Source organism: Vibrio stylophorae, assembly GCF_921293875.1.
In the GTDB taxonomy this organism is placed as follows: Bacteria; Pseudomonadota; Gammaproteobacteria; order Enterobacterales; family Vibrionaceae; genus Vibrio_A; species Vibrio_A stylophorae.
Genome location: NZ_CAKLDI010000001.1, coordinates 991,106 through 1,013,176, shown reverse-complemented (window position 1 = coordinate 1,013,176; position 22,071 = coordinate 991,106). Strand labels below are relative to the sequence as shown.

18 protein-coding genes are annotated in these 22,071 nt (G+C 47.1%); 4 read left to right on the top strand and 14 right to left on the bottom strand.

Annotated elements, in window-relative coordinates:
• Positions 1-249: 249 nt before the first annotated feature.
• Positions 250-1,515 (top strand): hypothetical protein, encoded by a 1,266-nt coding sequence (locus tag L9P36_RS04650; RefSeq protein WP_237465330.1) that lies wholly within the window; start codon positions 250-252, stop codon positions 1,513-1,515.
• Here L9P36_RS04650 and L9P36_RS04645 read toward each other — a convergent pair.
• Complete coding sequence (locus tag L9P36_RS04645) at positions 1,512-2,066, bottom strand: HAD family hydrolase (protein ID WP_237465329.1); 555 nt, start codon at positions 2,064-2,066, stop codon at positions 1,512-1,514. The two genes, L9P36_RS04650 and L9P36_RS04645, sit on opposite strands and share 4 nt — an antisense overlap.
• Before the next feature lie 527 nt (positions 2,067-2,593).
• Here L9P36_RS04645 and yegD point away from each other — a divergent pair.
• Complete coding sequence (yegD, locus tag L9P36_RS04640; protein WP_237465328.1) at positions 2,594-3,946, top strand: molecular chaperone; 1,353 nt, start codon at positions 2,594-2,596, stop codon at positions 3,944-3,946.
• Between the two features lie 64 nt (positions 3,947-4,010).
• On the opposite strand, the gene L9P36_RS04635 is transcribed toward yegD, so the two are convergent.
• The 3 genes from L9P36_RS04635 to L9P36_RS04625 all read right to left on the bottom strand — a co-directional run bounded on the left by L9P36_RS04635 (position 4,011) and on the right by L9P36_RS04625 (position 8,095).
• Positions 4,011-7,013 (bottom strand): alkaline phosphatase family protein, encoded by a 3,003-nt coding sequence (locus tag L9P36_RS04635; RefSeq protein ID WP_237465327.1) that lies wholly within the window; start codon positions 7,011-7,013, stop codon positions 4,011-4,013.
• A gap of 163 nt (positions 7,014-7,176) precedes the next feature.
• On the bottom strand, positions 7,177-7,536 hold the full coding sequence (locus L9P36_RS04630) for a hypothetical protein (RefSeq protein WP_237465326.1): 360 nt from the start codon (positions 7,534-7,536) through the stop codon (positions 7,177-7,179).
• 214 nt (positions 7,537-7,750) lie between these two features.
• Complete coding sequence (locus L9P36_RS04625; protein WP_237465325.1) at positions 7,751-8,095, bottom strand: antibiotic biosynthesis monooxygenase family protein; 345 nt, start codon at positions 8,093-8,095, stop codon at positions 7,751-7,753.
• A 420-nt stretch (positions 8,096-8,515) separates the two neighbouring features.
• On the opposite strand from L9P36_RS04625, the gene L9P36_RS04620 reads away from it, so the two are divergent.
• Entirely contained in the window at positions 8,516-10,255 is a 1,740-nt protein-coding gene (locus tag L9P36_RS04620) for a chitinase (RefSeq protein ID WP_237465323.1), read from the top strand.
• 131 nt (positions 10,256-10,386) lie between these two features.
• On the opposite strand, the gene pyrF is transcribed toward L9P36_RS04620, so the two are convergent.
• The 8 genes from pyrF to hisC form a co-directional block, all read right to left on the bottom strand.
• A complete protein-coding gene (pyrF, locus tag L9P36_RS04615) occupies positions 10,387-11,085 on the bottom strand; it encodes an orotidine-5'-phosphate decarboxylase (RefSeq protein WP_237465321.1) in 699 nt (232 codons plus the stop codon).
• Positions 11,086-11,143: 58 nt separating this feature from the next.
• A complete protein-coding gene (gene lapB / locus L9P36_RS04610) occupies positions 11,144-12,313 on the bottom strand; it encodes a lipopolysaccharide assembly protein LapB (RefSeq protein WP_237465320.1) in 1,170 nt (389 codons plus the stop codon).
• A gap of 32 nt (positions 12,314-12,345) precedes the next feature.
• The gene (locus tag L9P36_RS04605; protein ID WP_237465317.1) at positions 12,346-12,660 is read right to left on the bottom strand and encodes a lipopolysaccharide assembly protein LapA domain-containing protein; all 315 of its coding nucleotides are present in this window, start codon (positions 12,658-12,660) and stop codon (positions 12,346-12,348) included.
• Positions 12,661-12,782: 122 nt separating this feature from the next.
• Positions 12,783-13,061 (bottom strand): integration host factor subunit beta, encoded by a 279-nt coding sequence (gene ihfB / locus L9P36_RS04600; protein ID WP_237465315.1) that lies wholly within the window; start codon positions 13,059-13,061, stop codon positions 12,783-12,785.
• 73 nt (positions 13,062-13,134) lie between these two features.
• Positions 13,135-14,805 carry a 30S ribosomal protein S1 gene (rpsA, locus tag L9P36_RS04595; RefSeq protein WP_237465313.1) on the bottom strand — a complete coding sequence of 557 codons (1,671 nt, stop codon included), beginning with the start codon at positions 14,803-14,805 and terminating at the stop codon, positions 13,135-13,137.
• Positions 14,806-14,915: 110 nt separating this feature from the next.
• The gene (cmk, locus tag L9P36_RS04590; RefSeq protein ID WP_237465311.1) at positions 14,916-15,593 is read right to left on the bottom strand and encodes a (d)CMP kinase; all 678 of its coding nucleotides are present in this window, start codon (positions 15,591-15,593) and stop codon (positions 14,916-14,918) included.
• A 284-nt stretch (positions 15,594-15,877) separates the two neighbouring features.
• Positions 15,878-17,161: a 3-phosphoshikimate 1-carboxyvinyltransferase gene (gene aroA, locus L9P36_RS04585; protein ID WP_237465309.1), complete on the bottom strand. Its 1,284-nt coding sequence runs from the start codon at positions 17,159-17,161 to the stop codon at positions 15,878-15,880.
• Between the two features lie 15 nt (positions 17,162-17,176).
• Positions 17,177-18,286, bottom strand: coding sequence for a histidinol-phosphate transaminase (gene hisC / locus L9P36_RS04580; RefSeq protein ID WP_237465307.1), 1,110 nt, complete (start codon positions 18,284-18,286; stop codon positions 17,177-17,179).
• Between the two features lie 150 nt (positions 18,287-18,436).
• Here hisC and L9P36_RS04575 point away from each other — a divergent pair, with 150 nt between their 5' ends.
• Positions 18,437-18,865, top strand: coding sequence for a nucleotide triphosphate diphosphatase NUDT15 (locus L9P36_RS04575; protein ID WP_237465306.1), 429 nt, complete (start codon positions 18,437-18,439; stop codon positions 18,863-18,865).
• Positions 18,866-19,026: 161 nt separating this feature from the next.
• On the opposite strand, the gene L9P36_RS04570 is transcribed toward L9P36_RS04575, so the two are convergent.
• The gene (locus tag L9P36_RS04570; RefSeq protein WP_237465304.1) at positions 19,027-20,655 is read right to left on the bottom strand and encodes a methyl-accepting chemotaxis protein; all 1,629 of its coding nucleotides are present in this window, start codon (positions 20,653-20,655) and stop codon (positions 19,027-19,029) included.
• Between the two features lie 315 nt (positions 20,656-20,970).
• Entirely contained in the window at positions 20,971-22,053 is a 1,083-nt protein-coding gene (gene serC / locus L9P36_RS04565) for a 3-phosphoserine/phosphohydroxythreonine transaminase (protein ID WP_237465302.1), read from the bottom strand.
• Positions 22,054-22,071 lie beyond the last annotated feature (18 nt).

Below are 22,071 nucleotides of genomic sequence, written 5' to 3'. Positions count from 1 at the left end.
GTATCTATCCGCTTCCGATTTCGCCTAACGGCGAGTTACTTTTCTTTGCTTGTGCAAAGAAATCACTATCAATATCGCCATTTAAAATAAAACACACAATAAAAATGTGACTCATATCATCCTCAATAAATAAACCATTTATCCCAATTACAATCCACACGTGCGACAGCGCACATATGAATCAAATTGTATGAAATTTAACCAATTGGTGGATATTATATCTTAGGCCTTAAATATATTGAGGGAACTATGGAGCACTATCGCGATATTACTAGCTTCCATTCTATGGGAAAAGTTATCAGTGGGACGCCTGAAAGCTTGAAAAATATAATTGATTTTCTAAATTTCCTTAGCCAAGTTATTTTTTGTGAAAAAGTGACAGTTTCTGTTCTTGGTCCTCGCGATATAACCGAAGGGACAATAAGCGTAATTAATTCACTAGAGTCAATGGGACTACCACAAAATTTCATTGAGCGATATTCCTATCCTGATCCTGCTGATAGAATAGAACAAAGAAATAGAATATCTCAAAAACTTAAGTATGAGTGGCTATCTAACTTCCCGATACTTGGAAAATCGACTAAGGAAAGCTTCCCATCAGGTTACTATAACATGCTCGATCGAAGTGTTGATATTTTTTCAGACGCATTACTTACTAATCAATCAATGTATCAATTCAAATCAGAAATTCAGGAATCACTAAATGATGATAGCATTAGCTATATGGTTGGATTAATACTAAGTGACAGCGACTTGCTTCAATTAGTTAGAGAAAAAATCAAAGATCAACATATTGGTAAAGCTGAGCTAATAGATTTCATAGCATTATCTAGAAATAAATATAACTTGTTGCTAGCTGAAGATTTGCGTCTTGCATTTACTCCATCAGCATCACGCGCACTGAAAAATACGGATACCGCCTACTCGTTTATGAACACATATCAGCAAGAACTAAACAAAGATCCTCGGGAAGAAATGAAAAAGCTACGACTAACAGGCAAAGAGTATCAATTAGACATACCGAGTGCATTACATTTACTCATTTCAAAAGAAGCATCATCAGTGCAAGAACTTCTAGACCGGGCTCTAGACGCTAGAGATAAATTATCTTGGTACAGAAAAGAAGTTTTATCAGATTTTAATATGCTTCAATTCTCTGGAAGGATTGAAGATAAAATTGTACTTAGTAATCGCTTAGATTCTGTATATAACGACGTATCAGAAATTTTATCTACAAACAGTAAAGGTTTTGCTAAAAACTTCTTCGGTCAGTTCTCATGGGATCTAACAAGTTTTACAGGCTTAAATAGCAATGGAAGCGCAGTATGGCAATTTTTAAAACATATAAAAAATTTACATCAATTTAAACAGAGAAAAGAATGTTACATGCTCACACAGGAACTAATATATTTCATGTCACGCAGTAATTCAGAATACGAAGTGACGTTACAGAAATTATTTATATCTTTAGGCGGAAAATTCGAAATCTTAATTAAAGAAAAAATACACACTTAAGATATTAAGAAAAAATCAATACCTAAGCGCCTGGCGATCTCTAAGTCATATTCACTATCCCCTACACTTAAAATATCTTGTGGAATATACTTATCGCTTATTAACTTACTAATAACATCTAACTTAGACTCAACCATCAATGAGGTGACAAATAAATTATCCGTATTTACATCAATCCCAGAACGGCGCATCTTAATCGCTGATGAACGGCGAAAGTTACCAGTAACAATAAAATTATCAATGCACATTTCATTTGCCGCATTATAACAATCAACCCCGCAGGCAATTGGAATCCAATTACGACCACTAACAAATTCAGCCATATATCCTTCCATTTTCTCAAAAAGAACATTCTTATTTTCAACTGGCAACGAATTCAACACGGAACACAATGTTCTGTTTGAATAGAAACCAATATTTTTATCAATACTTAAATTCACCTCAGCCTCAAGCTTATTGAAAAAAAACTCTAACTCACCATTCTCTGTTGACACCAACGTCCCATCGAGATCAAATATCACTAATTTTTTTGATTTCAGCACATCATACATGATCAACTCCTATTAACTCCGAATAAGCTTCACAATAAAATTAAGCACATAGACCACTGTACACTAGAATAACAACCACAACAGAACAAATCCTAACATAAAAATACAACAACAAAATTCTTTATTGATTTTTCTGCATTTTTAATTTTGGCATGCAATCCTGCCTCTGAACTAAGCAGAAAAATCATTCCCCTTCGAGATACATCACCAATCTCTATGTGATAGGTATATCGAACAATCATATTTTTACAAACTACACTCAGTTCGATCGCCTCATGCTAATTGATAAACCATCGATTAATTACAGTAGATTGGAAAATTTCTCTTCGGAAATAGACACTGTCTATCTCATAGCTTCTATTACACTACCATGCTCCAAAACCGCCACCGCTCTCATGGCTGCGACACACCAACAACAAAAATTCCCCCTCAATGGTTGACCACACCATGGGGCAAGGGATTAGAATGCCGCTCTTTTGCGTTGGCCAAATCCATGGCTTGGCGCTGGTTTTAAAGATGAGGTTCCCATGGCGATTGGTTTTGACTACGGTACGGCTAACTGCTCTGTCGCGCATATCGACAACAACCAAATGCGTGAGATTGCGCTCTATGGCACAGATCAAACCGTGCCATCCACCATTAGTGCGCCCAATGCGGAAACCATCTCTGAGTATCTTTATCGCCATTATCAAATCACCCCTTGTACTGAGATTGGTGAAAACCTGCTACGTCTGGCTATTCGTAATAACGAAGAGGAAGGCTGGGATGTGCTTCCTGAAGATGTGTGCTTTGGTAAAGAGGCGCTAGCGCAATATCTCGCTGATCCCAAAGAGGTGTATTACGTCAAGTCACCCAAGTCCTTTTTAGGCGCCATGGGACTAAGCCCAATGCAGCTGGCTTTTTTTGAAGATCTGGTTTGCGCCATGATGGCGAATATCAAACATCGCACTGAGCTTGCGCTGGGCCGCGATGTCAGCCAAACCGTGATTGGTCGCCCGGTCAACTTTCAAGGTCGCGGCGGTGATAAGTCCAATGAACAAGCCGAAGGTATTTTACGCCGCGCCGCCAATCGCGCTGGTTTTCGCGATGTGGAATTTCAATTTGAGCCTGTCGCTGCGGGTCTTGAATATGAAGCCTCGCTCACTCAAGAGCAAAAAGTGCTGGTGGTGGATATCGGCGGTGGTACCACCGATTGCTCGATGATCGCCATGGGCCCGCAGTGGGTCGGGCGCATGGATCGCCAACAAACACTGCTGAGCCATACCGGCCAGCTGGTTGGCGGTAATGATTTGGATATCTACATCGCCTTTCGCCAAATGATGCATCCTTTTGGCATGGGCTCGACCAGCATCACCGGCAAAATGCACCCCACCACCCAATTTTGGAACGCCATTGCCATTAATGATGTTCAGGCGCAGCGCCAATTCTATGGCCGCGATAATTTGCCCACCCTGCAAATGTTACTGCGCGATGCTGCTGAGCCTGAAAAGATGGCGCGCTTACTTAAAGTGCATCAAGACAGCTTGGGTTACGCCATTATCAAAGAAGCAGAGAACTGCAAAATCGCACTAGCCAGTGCACCAAGCTATGGCGCCAACCTTAAAGTGGGCGATGAGCTGCTTCAGCTTGAGATTGATACCGAGCAGTTGGCTTACGCGATCACCAATCCGATGCAAAAAATCACGGCGCTGGTGGAAGAAGCGGTGGCGCAAGCGGGCTGTCAGCCAGACGCCATCTTTATGACCGGCGGCTCAGCGCGCTCGCCTATTTTGCAACAAGCGGTGCGCCAAGTGCTGCCCCATGTCCCCATGACCCACGGTAACTATTTTGGCTCAGTCACAGCAGGGTTAGCGCGCTGGGCTAATATCCTGTTTCGCTAGGATTGATATCCATAAAAAAAACCGACCTGAGGGGCGGTTTTTTTTTATATGTCTTTGCATGCGGTTAGTGAGAATCGACGTTCATGGGCGATATGGATAAATATTGAAGCAGCGACGGATAACCCCAATGATGCTTACCCACTTGCACGCACTCTCCGGTGAGATACTCATAAAGCGTCGGTGCCAGCGAGCCATTTTCCGCAATACCAATAGGTTGAATGGCATTGCCTAGAGGCGCCCCCCAAAAGCCTAAAAAGGCATCTTTTTCTAAGTAATGCTCTCCAGCATGACGCCCCGGCACCTTGGTATTAAAGCCAATACCCGCTTGTGGGAAAAGATTGATTGTCCCTGCGCGATCTTCTGCGTAAAGCTGCGCGATTTGATTCACCGCATCAGGCTTCGCCGAATAGCGCGTCAGCTCGCGCCAAGACTGACTATCACACCAAGTATTTGGCTGAGCGGGATCAGCTTTGACCAAACAACGATCAAGTTCGGCATCGCGCGCGCGAAGCTGCACAGCAGTTGGTTGAGGCAGATATGGATTGGCTTCTCTCAGCGCTAATAAAATCGGCGATTTGTCTTTTGCAAAAGTCACGGCATTTGCCTTAGCTGTACTTAAGCTCAGCACACCATAATAGAGGCGTTCGCCTTGGCGCATGACCAGCTCATCGCGGCGTTTACCATCGCGATAACCCACCAAGCGCACTTGGCACACTTGCGTATCGCAATGACTTTGTCGCAGCGCTAAATAATCCAAACTATCGGCCAGCTGAGTGCTAATTTCATCCACTAAATCGATGGCAAAATCAGCAGGCGCAGCCTGCGGTCGCCAGGCAATTAAATCTTGATACACGGGTTGTACCGCCCAGCCTTGGCGTGCGTTAAAAAAATCAAACATCAAGTTGCCGCCAGCCGTTGAGGCCACCACCACATCAATGTTTTGCATGCTTGGCGGATTCAGCGCATGGGTGATCTTCGGCCCTTCCCCTTCATCAGAAGAGATTTTCTTGACCACAATTTCATGGCCATAGCGCGCTTTGAGCTGTTCAAATACAGTAATTTCAGGATTTAGGGTGTGATACACCGGCGCTAAACCATGATCCCCAGCCATTCCCCAGAGGGTGCGCGAATAAACGCCGGCTTCTTGATACACAGCTGTAATTTGCGAGAGCCAGTAATCCAAACGATTGAGCTCTCCGGTAGGCGCGATAATTTCATCGGCCAGCGGCCCCGTAAAGTGCGCGAAATGATCCGGCCATGGGTTATAGATCAAGGTGAAATCAGGCATGCCTTGCTCGCTCAGCGCTGCAAGCTGGCGCAGATTTTCTTCAATGCGCCAACCCAGCGTCACCTTGGTATAAAACCAAATGCCATGAATTTGTTGATATTGGCGAATGTCATCAATGAGCTGCAAGCGCAGCGCCTGCGCTTTTTGCTCCACTTGGCTGCGCATCGACAATTCACGCACGCAGCGTTTTTCGCCATAGTCACGCATCGCCTCACCCAGACCTAAATTAACCAAGCCGTCATAACTGACATGGGCATGCCAATCATACTGTGCATTACAGTTTAAGGTGGTGAGATGATCCAAGCGCTCAAACATGGTGGGCACTTTGTTTTGCGCCAGCAGCTTATCAAGCGCTAAGGCATCATTACCAAAGAAGTAATAGGCGCGATCTTCATCGCGGGCAACAAAGTGAAAATTAGGGATCCCCGTACCCTGCGCCCCTGCCACTGCAGCGCCCGTTTTCACAATGGGCAAATTACGCACACTAATGGTTGGTGTTGACGCCACGCCTATATCCACAATGGCAGGCTCGTAATCACGATATAGCGCTTTAAAAAAGGGCAAATAATGCTTATCTGCAAGCAGTGCTTGATGCGCTTTCGGATCGCTTGCCAAGGCTTTTAGCCAAGTGCGATGTTGCTCGCCGCTTGGAGGATTTGCGGGTGAAAATTGCTGCGCGCGCTTAAGGCCGGCTAAATGATCGCCATAGGCGGTTTGCAAATAAGGATGCCCCGGAGTCACGAGCCCTTCCATCATCCCTTGTTGCAAACCATCAACCACGATCTGCACCGCCAAGGGGCGATTGACGCGCGCCGTTAAAAAGGCAACAAGCTGCTGTGGGTTGTCATCAAATTGCGCTTCGAGCCAGTCGCCATAGGTATCAATGCGTGTTTGCGACATGGAAAATTGACGGTAGTTTTTCAGCACATTGAGCCGCACAAAATCGATCAGCGTGATGGTCACAGCTTGCGCTTTATTGTTGACCTTGTTTTGCGCATCTGGCGCGTGATCAGCAATGACCGTCTCAATGGCTGCGCGCGTATCGCCCGGCGCTAAGGTCGGAGCCAACTGCTCAAAAAAGCCAATGACGATGGGCTGGATTTTGGCCACCAAGGCCTTATCTTCTGGACTGTTGGATAAATAGCGATAGTGGTCTGGTAAGTAATCTTGCTTGCGCCAATCATCAATCTCCACCAGCGCGTCATAAACCACCACCAAGGCGGCGATCATCTCACGATTGACGGTTAAGCCATTATGATGATGGCTGGTATCTTCCAGTTTTTCAGCGGTGGCTGTCTCTTCTGTGGTTGTCGAAGCTTGGCTGCCATCATCAAGGGAAAACAAATCATGTTGCCACTGTGCCAGCTGTGCTTGGCTATATTGCGTTTGCAAATAGGCCTTGAACTGATCGCCTTCAACAATACGTGCATCGCTGCCCGTGTAGCGATCGTAAAAGGTATGCAGAAAATAGCCCAAAGGAATGGCATAGGCTGGATTAGAAAGCTGTCCTACCACCCGCGCTTTGACCTTTGCATCCAAGGGAAGGGTCAGAATATAACTATCTAGCGAGAGGCCCGCGACGGTAAACAAAGTGAGATCGCGAGTGGCTCGAGTTGAGAATTGCAGCCCACCAAACACTTGGTCTTTAAGAATGGCGCTGCTATTGATCATGCCACCGATCACCGGTGTGCTGGCGATATCCGCTTGCGCAGTCGGTGCCATCACCAAGGCGGCTGACAGCCATGCTGCTTGCTTTAATTTTGGAAAAAATCGTCTCATCTCAATCCCTTAGCTATCGATTTCACCGTGAGTGTACCGATTCCAAGAGATGATGCAAAGACAGCCACAACCAGAGTGTGAGCTTGTCTTTGTCATCGAAAAATCTTTGTCATCGAAAAAGCTTTGCCATCGAAAAAGAAAGATGAGCCTTTAGGAATGCCGATTACTGACAGTTAGAGGGCGCTTTCATCAATGAAATGTGCAGCGCTTCAAGATGGATCACCCCATCATAATCAGCGGCGACACCCTGAGCTGGCGGCGCGTCAATTTCTCCAGAAAAATGCAGATAAATGGATGGATATGGGTCGTCATTGAGTGCAGATTGCATGGCAATCTCACTTTGAATGCTTTGCATCGCCTTTGGCTCACCACGAAGCCAATACACTTGATTGGTATTGCAAAGACGAAAATTGGAGACATCCTGACCATAGGTATAGATCCCGCGATAGCCATCTTCTGGATCATGGCTAGCACAGGCAGAAAGCAACACACAAAGGCTGCTTAGAAGTAATTTGGCTTTCATTTCACACTCATATCAATGCGCTCATCTCGCTCTATTTTGAAAATAAAGTGCAAGACCTTGGACAACGTCAGGTCAGCACCAAGCAAATATTCTCAAAGCGAGTGACAACTGCGCTAGTTATGGGTGAAACATCGCATATTCGGGGTAAATGGCAGCTGAATATGGATCTCATTGAACGTGAGCCCTTTAGGCATCACCGTCTTTATCTCACCATTTACGCATGGATCTGTTGGCTATCCTGTGGCGCTTGCGCACGTGTATCAAGCCCATAATCACGAATCACTTCAGCAACCCGCAGACGATAATGCTGGAAAGTACTGGCACGCCCTTGGCTTTGTGCACATCGATGCGCAAATTCATTACGCCACACTTCAACCGCCATTTCATCACGCCAAAATGACAAAGACAGTACCTTACCGGGCTGACTGAGGCTTTGAAAACGCTCAATGGAGATAAAACCATCGACACCCTCAAGTAAAGGCCGAAGATCACTGGCACTTTGCAAATAATCGTCCTGTTTTCCCGCTGCTACCTCGACCTCAAAAATCACCGCAATCATCCTTTACTCCTGAGACAAATCTTATTGTTTACCGGCACTCATTCTATGTCATGCACCTTGATTTCTCTGTGACCGCGTTATGGTTACCCCGAAATTCTCTAGCCATTTTCAAGGCTATTTTTCACGCCAATTTTAAGTGTCAGCTTTGAACCCAGTTCAAAGTTGTGAAACCACGCATACAAATTTACAGCCTTGCTGTGGAGATCCTTCGTAGGAATGCGAGGCCTTCGCGCTTTTTACTGTAGCCCTTAGCGCAAGCCATGAATAATGCCCATTGAAACTCTGTACCTCATGAAATTTGAGTCACTGACAAGGCGTGCGAGCTATCAACACTAGGTGGGAAACTGCCAGCGAGATTGGAAATTTCGTGGCTCTAACTGAGATTCGAGAGTAAGACGACAAACGAAATGGAGCTTAGTTATGCGTACACTCACGCCCTTGTCAGTGATTCTGGCAACCCTATTTGTGAGCAGCACAGCCAGTGCCGCAATCACATGGGAGCAAGGCAAAACCAAGGTGAGCAATGGTGATACCGTTGTCTATCAAGAGGCTTGCTATATTGCTCAAAACAATCCGGGAGTTTGGGAAACCCCAAGCGCGGCATCCAGCTGGTTTTGGCAACAAACTACCTGTGATGGCACCACCACACCACCGGTCACGCCAGAGCCACCCGTGAAGCCCGAACCCCCTATAAATCCAGAGCCACCTGTGAATCCAGAGCCGCCGGTAACCCCACCTGCAGGCGATGTCATTGTTTGGCAACCGGGTCAAACCAAGGTCAGCAATGGCGATATTGTGAGCTTCAACAACCAATGTTTTGAAGCAAAAAACAATCCGGGTCTTTGGGAAAGTCCATCAGCAAATAGTTGGTTCTGGACCCCAGTCGATTGTCCAAGCGGTCCTGTAGAACCACCGGTGGAGCCGCCAATAAAACCTGAACCACCGATTACCCCACCACCAATCGAACCACCTGTCACCCCTCCGGGTGAAATGACCATCATTCCTGATGGCAACGGCGGCTTTTTGATGTCGCGCAGCGAGTTATCCAATGTGGAAACCACGCTGACCAATACCCCACTCTTTGCCTTGGTACGCTCTGACATCGAAACAGCGGATAACGCGATTGTTGAAGCCGTTGCGCCAAATTTAGCGACCAATCCTGAAAACGTGCAGCGCGCTGAGATGATCGTCGATGAAGTGACTTGGAACTACCTGTTCCCACTGCGCAATGAAGCCTACACCTATACCCGCTTCTTGCAGTCGATTGCCAAATTCCCTGCGTTTTGTCGAACCTATACCGATGGTCGCAACTCAGATGAAATCTGTAAGCGCTCACTGGCCACTATGTTTGCCCACTTTATTCAAGAAACGGGTGCCAATGCACCAAACTGGGAAGCCAGTAAGGGCGTGCCAGTATGGCGTCAAGGACTGTGGTACCTTCGTGAAATGGGCAATACAGAAACCAGCCAAAATGGCGCCTATAGCGCTTGTGGTAGCTGGCAAGGTGAAGCATGGCCTTGTGCCCCAGGTAAGAGCTATTTTGGCCGTGGTGCTAAGCAGCTAAGCTGGAACTACAACTATGGCGCGTTCTCTGAAGCGATGTTTGGTGACAAACACGTTTTATTGCAAAACCCAGCTTTGGTTGCTGATACTTGGCTTAACCTTGCCTCTGCAGTGTTCTTCTATGTCTACCCGCAGCCACCAAAACCAAGCATGCTACATGTGATTGATGGTACTTGGCAGCCTAATGCGGCTGATAAAGCCGCAGGACTCGAGCTTGGCTTTGGCGCGACCATTCAAATCATCAATGGTGCTTTTGAATGTGGCAAAGGCGCGGAAGATTATCGCGCGCAAAACCGCATCAACTACTATCGCAAGATTGCTGAGCTTCTGAATCTTGATATCACAGGTGAAACGCTTGGCTGCGCCAATATGAAACCATTTAACACTGATGGCGCTGGCGCACTCGAAATCACTTGGGATAAAGATTGGGGCTATGATGCCAACAATCCAGGTGGTGCGACCTTTGCGTGTAAATTGGTACCTTACCAATATGCCTACAGCGCACTGCGCCAAGGCGATTACGAAAATTGTGTGAAGCACTTCTTTAACGTCACCACCTTTGATGACAACGGTGAGATTATTCCTGCAGGGAAATAATCTTTACCAAAAACTCACAGCGTGAACACCAAAACGGACGCCTCGGCGTCCGTTATTTATGTAGATTTCAGCCTATAAAAAAGCCAGCAAACGCTGGCTTTTCTTATCTCAATGATCTCATGCCTGAGTTATCACGCTAATGACGCGTTAATCTCAGCCAGCACCTTGGCAGGATCGGCCGCTTGGGTAATTGGACGACCAATGACCAAATAATCAGAGCCCGCAGCCACTGCGTCCACTGGCGTCATGATTCGGCGCTGATCGCCTGCATCACTACCGGCTGGTCGAATCCCTGGGGTCACCAACTGGAAGGCTTGGCCCAACTCAGTTTTTAACATATTGGCTTCTTGCGCTGAGCACACCACACCATCAAGGCCACTTTGCTGGGTTAAGCGAGCAAGATGCATCACTTGCTCTTGCGGTGTACGGGTAATACCCACACCCTGCAAATCAGCTTCGGTCATGCTAGTTAGTACGGTCACGGCAATCAGTTTTGGCGCTTGCAAGCCAAAAGGTTGCAATGCTTCTTTAGCAGCAACCATCATGCGCTCACCACCACTGGCATGAACGTTCACCATCCACACACCTAAATCTGCTGAAGCGGCAACCGCCTTGGCAACTGTGTTTGGAATATCATGAAATTTAAGGTCAAGAAAGACTTCAAAACCACGCTGGTGCAACTGACGAACAAATTCAGGACCAAAGTAGGTAAACATCTCTTTGCCGACTTTAAGGCGGCAACTGCCCGGTTCAATACGGTCAATAAAAGCAAAGGCATCGCTTTGAGTTTGATAATCGAGCGCGACGATTACTTTTGCGTCGGTTTGCATGCGGGCTCCTTTTCGCCAGAGTTAAGAACTTCAATAAAATGCAGAAAGCGTGTCGCAGTTATTCGCCATCCAATCCGCGAATCGGCTTGATTTTCCCCCACTTCTTACAAGATGGACAATGCCAATAAAGCGCGTGGGTTGAAAAGCCGCAGTGGCGACAACGATAATTCGGTTTGATTTTCAGCTGCTCACCCACCAGCGCGCGCAAGGTCTCAAGACTCTCTTTCGCACGCCCCTCTTCCGCCTCACGTAGATGGTAATCCATCAATTGGTAGAAGCCTTTCATGGTTGGGTTTTTCATTAGCTGTTTGGTGAGGAAAGTTTGCGCCAGCTCGTTGCCTTCTTGTTTGGCAACCACATCCGCCAGCATCAGCTCAGCACTAACGCCTGCTTTCAAACTAATACAATGTTGTAAGAAAGCGAAAAGCTCGTGCTCTTGGCCCAATGCAATATAGCTTTCAGATAAAATGGGTAAGGCTTCACTGACAAAATCGAGGTCTTGCTCTGGAATCGCTGACAGCGCTTTAATCGCGCCTTTGTAATCCTGTGCTTGGTGCGCCAATTGCGCTTGCATCAAGCTAGCACGCGCGCAGTTTTTGTCGTGTTGCAGCGCTTTTTTTAGATAACTCTTGGCTTGATCCGTATGAGATTCTGCCAACTCTAAATTAGCCAGCTCACAGTAGTAATGCGCGATATCGCGTTTCAGCTTCGGCTTGCCTAACTTCACCAAGGCATGGGCAATCTCAATTGCCTTATCCCACTCACGGGTTTGTTGGTAAATTTGCAACAATTGGCGCAGCGCAGCCTCACGGTGCTCAGGCTCATCAAGCAGCTGAACAAAAATGGTTTCAGCGCGATCAAGGAAACCGGCCAACATGTAATCCTTACCCAGTTGCTGCAACGCTAAATTGCGCTGCTCAATGGTGAGGTTACTTCGAGCCATGAGGTTTTGGTGAATTTTGATAGCCCGATCCACTTCACCGCGACTACGAAAGAGGTTACCAAGGGCAAGGTGTGTATCGATGGTTTCTTCATCGACTTGTAGCAAATCAATAAAGAGATCTACCGCTTTGTCTGGTTGATCTGAGAGTAAAAGGTTCAAGCCCGTCACATATTGTCGTGACAGGTGGTGGGATTTTTGCTGTTTTTGCTGACGCGCGCTTCTGTTCCCCATATACCAGCCATAGGCAGCAGCAACAGGGAGGAGCAGAAACAACAGTTCCAACATACGTGAAACCTTTCTCTCTTGCTATTCAGGTCTTAACGAGACGCTTTTTTGCTATCCGTTAATGGGGTTGCAGCAGCTTTGTCACGTAATGTGGCAAGCTCTGCTTGTTGTTTTTTAAATTGCTTCTCAAGTCGACGCTTGGTAAAGAGCAAGGCCAAATATTTGAGGCCAAAAAGTGCCAGACCAACCAGCAACCCCAGCGCAAAGGCACCGCCAAGCAAGGTTGATAGGTTGAATTGATCCTGCGCGACCAAATAGTTGAAGGTCACTTCACTATGGTTTTCAGCGCCCAGCATCACGGCAATCACTAAACAGATCACAATCGCAATGGTTAGAATAATTCGCACTTTAATTCCCCTCTCCTTGAGACACTCTTTGAATTATGCAGGAAATTTGCCTAACGCACCATGATTCGCAGGCATAAAAAAACGGCAACCGAATTGGATGCCGTTTTTTCGTTCAACCAGCGTTAGAAATCAACGCGTTCACGAAGCTCTTTACCTGGTTTGAAGTGAGGAACGTATTTACCGTCCAACTCAACTTTCTCACCTGTCTTCGGATTGCGACCAACGCGTGGCGCACGGAAATGTAGTGAGAAGCTACCGAAACCACGAATTTCAATACGATCGCCTTCCTCAAGGGTAGACGCCATATGATCGAGGACTTCTTTCACGCCATCTTCAACGTGTTTTGCTGAAAGATGAGGTTGTGCGCTACATAGGCGCTCAATGAGTTCTGACTTTGTCATAACCACTCCGAATTTAGTAACTTTCTCAGTAGTATAACCGTTTAAGGGGGAATTGCTTCCCCCTTATGCGAAATTATTCGCCTTTAGCTGCTTTAAACGCGTCAGCCATTGCGTTGCCGAATGCAGCGTCATCTTGTTTGTTGATAGATGCCATTGCTTCTTGCTCGTCTGCTTCATCTTTCGCTTTGATAGAAAGGTTTAGCATACGGTTCTTACGGTCAACACCGGTGAATTTCGCTTCAACGTCGTCGCCAACGCTTAGGATTAGAGAAGCGTCTTCTACGCGGTCACGTGAGATTTCAGAAACGCGAATGTAACCTTCAACGCCTTCTGATAGCTCAACAGTTGCGCCTTTCGCATCAACAGCGATAACTTTACCGTTTACAAGCGCACCTTTTTTGGTGTCTGCGATGAAGTTATTGAATGGATCGCTTTCCATTTGTTTGATGCCAAGAGAGATGCGCTCACGCTCTGCGTCGACTTGTAGTACAACTGCAGTGATTTCGTCGCCTTTCTTGAACTCGCGAACTGCGTCTTCACCTGCAACATTCCAAGAAATGTCAGATAGGTGAACAAGACCGTCGATGCCGCCGTCTAGACCGATGAAGATACCGAAGTCAGTGATAGACTTGATCTTACCAGTTACTTTATCGCCTTTAGCTTGTGCTTCAGCGAAAGACTGCCATGGGTTTGCTTTACATTGTTTCAAACCTAGGCTGATGCGACGACGCTCTTCGTCGATCTCAAGAACCATAACCTCAACTTCGTCGCCAACATTAACAACTTTAGATGGGTGGATGTTCTTGTTAGTCCAATCCATTTCAGAAACGTGTACTAGACCTTCAACGCCTTCTTCGATTTCTACGAAGCAGCCGTAATCAGTTAGGTTAGTTACGCGGCCAGAAAGTTTGTGACCTTCTGGGTAACGTTTCGCGATTGATACCCATGGATCTTCGCCAAGTTGCTTAAGACCAAGAGATACACGAGTGCGATCACGGTCGAATTTAAGAACTTTAACAAGGATCTCGTCACCAACGTTAACGATTTCAGATGGGTGCTTAACGCGTTTCCAAGCCATGTCAGTGATGTGTAGAAGACCGTCAACACCACCTAGATCTACGAATGCACCGTAGTCAGTTAGGTTCTTAACGATACCCTTCACTTCCATGCCTTCTTGTAGAGACGCTAGAAGCTCGTCGCGCTCAACGCTGTTTTCAGTTTCGATAACTGCACGGCGTGAAACAACAACGTTGTTACGTTTTTGGTCAAGCTTGATTACTTTGAACTCAAGCTCTTTGTTTTCTAGGTGCGCAGTGTCACGAACTGGACGTACGTCTACTAGAGAACCAGGTAGGAATGCACGGATACCGTTAAGTTCAACAGTGAAACCGCCTTTCACTTTACCATTGATGATACCAACAACAGTTGCAGCTTCTTCGTAAGCTTTTTCAAGAACGATCCAAGCTTCGTGGCGTTTCGCTTTCTCACGAGAAAGTTGAGTTTCGCCGAAGCCGTCTTCGATCGCGTCTAGCGCTACGTCAACTTCAGAACCAACTTCAATTTCTAGTTCGCCAGCAGCATTTTTGAACTGTTCAGCAGGGATAGAAGACTCAGATTTTAGGCCTGCGTCAACAAGTACGTAGCCGTTTGCGATAGCAACTACAGTACCTTTAACAATCGCACCAGGGCGAGTTTCTAGTTCGTTTAGCGACTCTTCAAAGAGTTGAGCAAAAGATTCAGTCATTAGAAATAATCTTCACTTTATTTAACTACCACGGGAATCCTTCCGCGTGGGGTTGAGGACATAGTCAGTAACAATCCTTATCACCGACTCTACTTACCAGCCAAATACAACTAACTAGCAAGCTTGGATTCAATATAATTCAGTGCTTGTTGCACCACTTCTTCAATAGAAAGTGATGTAGAATCAAGCAGTAAAGCGTCATCAGCAGCTTTTAATGGCGCCACCGCTCGGTTGCGGTCGCGGTCATCACGCTCTTTGATCTCGCTTAAAAGGCTGTCGAATTTAACATCAAAGCCCTTGTCTTGCAACTGCTTGAAGCGGCGTGAAGCGCGCTCTTCAGCACTGGCATCGAGAAAAATTTTAACATTCGCCTGTGGAAAGACCACTGTGCCCATATCACGGCCATCAGCAACCAAACCTCGCTCACCAGCAAAGCCACGTTGACGGCGCAAAAGCGCTTCACGAACACGCGGCAACGCGGCAATTTTCGATGCGGTATTGCCAACTTTTTCTGTACGAAGGGTAGACGATACATCTTCACCTTCAAGGATTACTTTGACTAAATCGCCTTCAGCAATAAATTCCACATCCAGATTGGCTGCAAGTACCACCAAGGCGTCTTCATTATCGAGGTCGACATCATGATGCAATGCGGCCAATGAAAGCACGCGATAAATTGCACCAGAGTCCAATAGCGGCAGATTTAATGTGCGCGCAAGAAGCATGCACAAGGTTCCTTTGCCTGCACCACTTGGTCCATCCACGGTAATGACGGGAGCCGTCGACATAGCCTTTCTCCAAATCGTTACATGTTGCTGCATGCGAGCATGCATCATTCCCTCGCACGCCTTGGTGCGAAAATCGGGGGGTATTATACGCATATTCCCGCATAGCTGTGAGGTAAAATGATCATTTTCTCAATCGCTTGATGCAAAGGAGAGACATCTCAATGTTCAGCCATTGTCTCTGTGAGAGGCATGCACCTTCAGATAAAAAAAGCTGGCATTAAGCCAGCTTGTATGTACTAAAAACGTGTGATTCAAATGCAAATAATTGTCTTTAAATCATCATCTTAATTCGAGCTTAGTCGCGCAAACTGCTCAAAATAATCAGGAAATGTTTTGGCCGTACACTTGGGATCATGAATGGTTACCGGGGTATCGCTCAAAGCCACCAAGGAAAAACACATCGCCATACGGTGATCATTGTAGGTATCAATGCCGGCATGGGTCAGCGTTTGTGGCGGCTCGATATAGATATAATCCTCACCCTCTTCCACTTGAGCGCCCACTTTGCGAAGCTCTGTGGCCATCGCCGCTAAGCGATCCGTTTCTTTGACACGCCAGTTATAAACGTTACGAATACGTGTTGGACCTTTGGCAAAAAGCGCCGTGGTGGCAATGGTCATTGCCGCATCAGGAATATGGTTAAAGTCCAAATCCACGCCTTTAAGCTCGCCAGGGCTGGCAATAATATAATCCTCGCCCCACTCAATTTGAGCGCCCATGGCCGCCAACGCATCAGCAAACTGCACATCACCTTGAATGCTTTGCTTACCTACCCCGGTCACTTTCACTCGGCCGCCTTTAATTGCGCCCGCCGCAAGAAAGTAAGATGCTGAAGACGCATCACCTTCAACCAAAAAATCACCAGGTGCGCTGTAGGTTTGACCGCCTTGTACATGAAACACTTGGTAGTTGTCATGGGACACATCAATACCAAAGCGACTCATGATCGCCAAGGTGATATCGATATAGGGTTTCGACACCAAATCACCGTCAATTTCAATCTCGATATCGCCCGCAGCCAAGGGGGCAACCATGAGCAATGCGGTTAAAAACTGGCTGGAAATCGAACCATCAATTTTAACCTTGCCACCTTGCAGCGCGACACCTGAAATGGCCAGCGGTGGATAATGCTCATTTTCAAGATATTGTACCTTGGCGCCAAGAGGCCGCAGCGCATCAATCAAATGACCAATCGGGCGCTCTTTCATCCGCGGCTCACCCGTCAAAATAAACTCACCGCGCGATGCACACAGCGCCGCTGCAAGTGGTCGCATGGCCGTTCCCGCATTGCCCAAATAGAGTTCAAGCGGCTCACTTACCTCAAACAAACCACCATTGCCTTGAATGGTACATTCGGTTTTATTTTCCGATAGCTGATATTCAATCCCCAATGCTTTCAGTGCATTGAGCATATGACGAATATCATCACTATCAAGCAAATTGGTGACATGGGTGGTGCCTTGTGCCAACGCTGCTAGTAGCAAAACGCGATTTGAGACACTTTTCGAGCCAGGTAAGTTGATTTCACCATCAAAACAACGAACCGGATTCAGGGTTAACTGCTCCATGAATTCAATACTTCTCTATTGGGTGGCCAACACAGCGCGCAGCGCCGTAATAAAGGTGTCGTTCTCTGCTTGCGTACCAATACTCACGCGCAGATGATTGGGCATTTGATAAGGTGCTAAAGGACGGACAATCACGCCACGCTCAAGTAGCGCCTGATTAATCGCCGCTGCCGGTTTACCAAAATCAACAGTCACAAAATTGCCCTTGGATGGAATATAGGCCAAGCCTTGGGCATCAAATTCTGCGCAAAGCTGCGTCATGCCGGCATCATTCATTGCGCGCGTACGTTTTAGATATTCATGATCATCAAGCACGGCAGTAGCCGCAGCAAGTGCTAATGCGCTGCAATTAAAGGGTTGACGCACGCGATTAAGTAAATCAGTAACGGCTGGGTGCGCCACGCAAAAACCAACACGCAAACCAGCTAAGCCAAATGCTTTTGAAAAGGTACGAGTGACCAACAAGTTTGGATAATCTTGTGTCCACGCGATGCTTTGCTGTGGATTTTCATCATCAGCAAGATATTCAATATAAGCTTCGTCGAGAACCACTAAAACATTTTCAGGCACTTTGGCTAAAAAGTTAGCCAGCTGCTCAGGCTGCAAATAGGTGCCTGTTGGATTGTTCGGGTTGGCGATAAAGATCAACTTGGTGCGCTCAGTGATCGCCGCCAGCATGGCATCAAGATCATTGCCCCAATCTTTCGCGGGGGTGACCACGGCTTTAGCACCAATAGCTTGGGTTGCCAATTGGTAAACCACAAAAGCATATTGCGAAAAAATGATTTCATCGTCGCTGCTAGCAAAGGTGTGCGCGATAAGCTCCAGTAGATCATTAGAGCCATTGCCCAAAGTCACTTGCTTGGCATCAACACCATAAATTTGGCTAATGCGCTGCTTCAGGGTAAAGCCATTGGCATCAGGGTAGCGAGTGAGATCGGCCATGGCTTTGACCATCGCCACTTCCGCTTTGGCCGAAAGGCCTAATGGATTTTCGTTTGACGCCAGTTTGACCACATCCGTAAGGCCCAGCTCGCGTTTTAGCTCATCAATCGGTTTACCAGCTTGATATGGCGATAGGCCACGCACACCGGCATTGGCCAACGTCAGGAAAAATTGGTTCATTGGCACAATTCCATCCTTGAAATGTTTACGTCAAATTAAGTGCTTTGACTCTATCGAAAAGCGTGCGTTCGCACCAGTCCTGATTTTACTGCACAGATAAAACAAGATAGGCTAAATGCCTTTCCTGAGGCATATATATGGCATGATCTGATGGCAAAAACACCCTATGTTGGTATTGGCATTATCCTTCGCAATGAAAAGCAGCAGATTCTTGTGGGTCGACGAAAAAACAGCCACGCCCCCTACTACTCAATTCCAGGTGGCCATATGGAGATTGGCGAAACTTTTTTAGCCACAGCAAGGCGTGAGCTTGAAGAGGAAACGGGGCTGATATTAGAACAAGGCCAAGTCATCGCCATCACCAATAACCTTGAAACCTACCAAGAAAGCGGCTTGCATTACGTAAGTGTGGTGGTCGAAGCATTGGCTTACCGTGGCAACTTAGAAAATCGCGAACCAAACAAGTGCGAAGGCTGGATTTGGTGCGATCCCAACAATCTTCCCGAGCCACATTTTGATGCCAGCCGACAATCCATCGCCTGCCTATTGCGCCAATCAGTCTGCATAGAAAATGATTGAACCCGTGGTTCTAACAGCTCTAACCAAAGGCACTAACCAAATGTGCAAACCAAGAACGCTAACCAAGGGCGGGTTGTTTGCCTTAAAAAAAGAGAAAAAAGAGAGCCTTGGGCTCTCTTTTCAATTCACAATGAAATCTAACACAGCGTTAGAAACGAAGATTAGACACGATTGACTGAGAATTTCGCCACCCAATTGTCCAACTCATTGGCAAGTGTGGTCAGGGTTTGGGTGCTCTGATGACTGCTTGAAACCACGTCACTGAGCTGGTTACCACTGTTTTCAATCAAATTGATACGCTGAGAGATATCATCACTTACCTGTGTTTGCTCTGCCGCGGCCGTTGCGATCTGATGGCTCATACTTGAAATCGCCTCTAGCGCTGTCACGATCATTTGCAAAGCTTCAGAGGCATTGCGCGACTCTTCAACGGTGCTCTGGCTGGTTTGCGCGCACACTTCCATGGTTTCAATGGCGTTACGCGAGCCCTCTTGCAGCTTAGTGATCATCTGCTGAATCTCTTTCGTGCTGCCTTGGGTGCGACCAGCAAGATTACGTACTTCATCAGCAACCACCGCAAAACCGCGACCTTGCTCGCCGGCGCGTGCCGCTTCAATGGCTGCGTTCAATGCCAGCAAATTGGTCTGCTCTGCAATATCACCAATAACATCCAACACTTTGACAATCGAATTCACTTCGCTATCAAGTGCCGCCACCGCCGTACTCGCAGTGTGCAACGCACCCGCCAAGCCTTCAATATTGTCTACGGCGTGATGAATCATTTGCTGGGTGCGCTGACTTTGCTGATCGGCTTCATCCGTGCTGTGCGCCGTTTCGCGGGTCGATTCAGCAACATTATTGGCCGAGCTTGCCATTTCAGTCATCGCCGTTGCGATCATCGCTGTTGATTGCTGCTGAGTCTCGGTCAGCGCCGCAATCGCGCCGGCGCGATCTTCGACATGCATCAACTCTTCACGCAAGGCTTTGGTTGAACGCTCAAGGTTATCCACTAGCTGTGCCAAAGACACGCTCATCTGCTGCACCGCTTCATAGATACTGTCAGGCTCAGCTTTTGTCGCAAATTGGGTTTGGATATGGCCACTAGCTACCGCTTGCACCGCTGCGCGAACATCTGCCGGCTCACCACCAAGTAATCGTCGCATGCGGCCCAAAGCTAAAATCAAAATGGCGAAAATCAATCCAGCCATCACCACACATAAGGTCAGCTGCCAGCTTGCGGTTGACCAAAAGCGTGCGTTCACTTCATGAAAGCCGATGCCCGTACCTACCACCCAGTTCCAGCGCGGGCTGCGCTGAGCAATAGACAACTTTTTCTCCGGTCCATTATCGGTTTGCTGATACCACTCATACTCGACAATTTGGTTAGGCTGACCTTTAGATAGGGCTTGAATCAAAATGTTACCGACACTTGAGCCATCAGGTTGCGTCAGCTGATGGAAAGTGGTGCCGTGAAAATGGGGATCAAGCGGAGTGGCCAAAAAGTCTAAATTCTCGTCAGCGACATAGACATATTCGCTGTCGCTGTAGATATTATTACGCAGCAATTGAACCGCAATGGCTTTCGCTTCAGCCTCTGGCAGGGTGCCATCCGCAGCCAATTTTTCCATTTCGCGAACCATGTTATAGGTGCTGGTAAAAAGCTGGGTGACGCGGGTTTTATTGTCTTGAATACTCGCGACACGTAGGGTCCATAGACCAATGGCGGTCATACAGACCAAAGCCACCAGAATGATCACCGACAGCAAATAAGATTGGGTCTTTAACTTCATAGATTCCTCGACAGTGAAGTTTGTTGTGTTTGCGTAGTCAATCCATGAAGACGCACGGTTCTTAATGTTCGCAGCCATCTGCAGGCCGTTGCATTGCAGCCTGCTTTTGATATGCATCGCAAAAATTATTTTCGGCCGCGAGCATACCGAGGTTATCGGCAAATTGAGTAAGAATTTGACGCCACTCCCTTCATATTTGTGACCATTTTCACAGACTGTTTTCTTGGCTTTCAACGCATAAAAAAGCCTGCAACAAGGCAGGCTTTTTTGTGACCAATTCACGTAGTCAAAACGCTTGATTAAAGCATTCAAATGTTAACCATGCGTGCGTTCAAACTCTTGCATAAAGGCTACCAATGCCTCAACACCAGCTTTTGGCATCGCATTGTAAATAGAAGCACGCATGCCACCCACAGCGCGGTGACCTTTAAGCGCACGCATGCCAGCCGCTTCCGCTTGCTCAAGGAACAAGGCATCAAGTTTGGCATCGGCCAATTGGAACGGCACGTTCATCTGCGAGCGGTTATCCGAATGCACTTGGTTGCGATAAAAATCTGAGCTATCAATGGCTTGATACAAGAGCGCGGCTTTGCTTTCGTTGTGTGCTTGCATCGCACTTAGGCCGCCTTGCGCTTTCAGCCATTCAAATACTAAACCAGAAAGATACCAAGCAAAGGTCGGTGGGGTATTAAACATCGACTCTTTTTCAAACAGGGTTTTATAGTGCAGCACACTTGGCGTCATGGTATGCGCGCGATCGAGCAAATCATCGCGAACAATCGCAATAGCCAGACCCGCTGGACCAATATTTTTTTGGGCGCCCGCATAGATCACGCCATAGCGCGACACGTCGATAGGACGAGAAAGAATATTGGAGGACATATCCGCCACAATGGGCAGATCGGTGGTTGGCAAATCGCGAATTTCAATCCCATCGATGGTTTCGTTAGGACAAAAATGCACATAAGCGCTGTTGCTATCAAGCTGCCATTGACTGGCTGGCACAATGGCACGTTTGCCATCACGCTCACAGGTGATATCGGTCACGCGAGGCTGACCATATTTAAGCGCTTCTTCAACGGCGCTATGCGCCCAAAAACCGCCATCCATATAATCTGCTTGGGTCTTTTGACCCAATAGGTTGAGTGGCACGGCAGCAAATTGCGCACGCGCACCGCCTTGGCAAAAGAGCACTTTGTAGTTAGTTGGAATTGCTAAAAGATCGCGTAAATCTTGCTCAGCCTTTGCCGCAATTTCCATAAAATCTTTACCGCGATGGCTCACTTCCATCACAGAGGTGCCAAGGCCACGCCAGTTTTGCAACTCATCTTTGGCCTGCGCTAAAACAGGTTCCGGTAACATTGCAGGACCGGCACTAAAATTAAACACCTGCTCCATGTATATACCACTCCTCAT

Coding starts and splice junctions, on each gene's coding strand:
- L9P36_RS04650 (WP_237465330.1), top strand. CDS start 250: ATGGAGCACTATCGCGATATTACTAGCTTCCATTCTATGGGAAAAGTT.
- L9P36_RS04645 (WP_237465329.1), bottom strand. CDS start 2,066: ATGTATGATGTGCTGAAATCAAAAAAATTAGTGATATTTGATCTCGAT.
- yegD (WP_237465328.1), top strand. CDS start 2,594: ATGGCGATTGGTTTTGACTACGGTACGGCTAACTGCTCTGTCGCGCAT.
- L9P36_RS04635 (WP_237465327.1), bottom strand. CDS start 7,013: ATGAGACGATTTTTTCCAAAATTAAAGCAAGCAGCATGGCTGTCAGCC.
- L9P36_RS04630 (WP_237465326.1), bottom strand. CDS start 7,536: ATGAAAGCCAAATTACTTCTAAGCAGCCTTTGTGTGTTGCTTTCTGCC.
- L9P36_RS04625 (WP_237465325.1), bottom strand. CDS start 8,095: ATGATTGCGGTGATTTTTGAGGTCGAGGTAGCAGCGGGAAAACAGGAC.
- L9P36_RS04620 (WP_237465323.1), top strand. CDS start 8,516: ATGCGTACACTCACGCCCTTGTCAGTGATTCTGGCAACCCTATTTGTG.
- pyrF (WP_237465321.1), bottom strand. CDS start 11,085: ATGCAAACCGACGCAAAAGTAATCGTCGCGCTCGATTATCAAACTCAA.
- lapB (WP_237465320.1), bottom strand. CDS start 12,313: ATGTTGGAACTGTTGTTTCTGCTCCTCCCTGTTGCTGCTGCCTATGGC.
- ihfB (WP_237465315.1), bottom strand. CDS start 13,061: ATGACAAAGTCAGAACTCATTGAGCGCCTATGTAGCGCACAACCTCAT.
- rpsA (WP_237465313.1), bottom strand. CDS start 14,805: ATGACTGAATCTTTTGCTCAACTCTTTGAAGAGTCGCTAAACGAACTA.
- cmk (WP_237465311.1), bottom strand. CDS start 15,593: ATGTCGACGGCTCCCGTCATTACCGTGGATGGACCAAGTGGTGCAGGC.
- aroA (WP_237465309.1), bottom strand. CDS start 17,161: ATGGAGCAGTTAACCCTGAATCCGGTTCGTTGTTTTGATGGTGAAATC.
- hisC (WP_237465307.1), bottom strand. CDS start 18,286: ATGAACCAATTTTTCCTGACGTTGGCCAATGCCGGTGTGCGTGGCCTA.
- L9P36_RS04575 (WP_237465306.1), top strand. CDS start 18,437: ATGGCAAAAACACCCTATGTTGGTATTGGCATTATCCTTCGCAATGAA.
- L9P36_RS04570 (WP_237465304.1), bottom strand. CDS start 20,655: ATGAAGTTAAAGACCCAATCTTATTTGCTGTCGGTGATCATTCTGGTG.
- serC (WP_237465302.1), bottom strand. CDS start 22,053: ATGGAGCAGGTGTTTAATTTTAGTGCCGGTCCTGCAATGTTACCGGAA.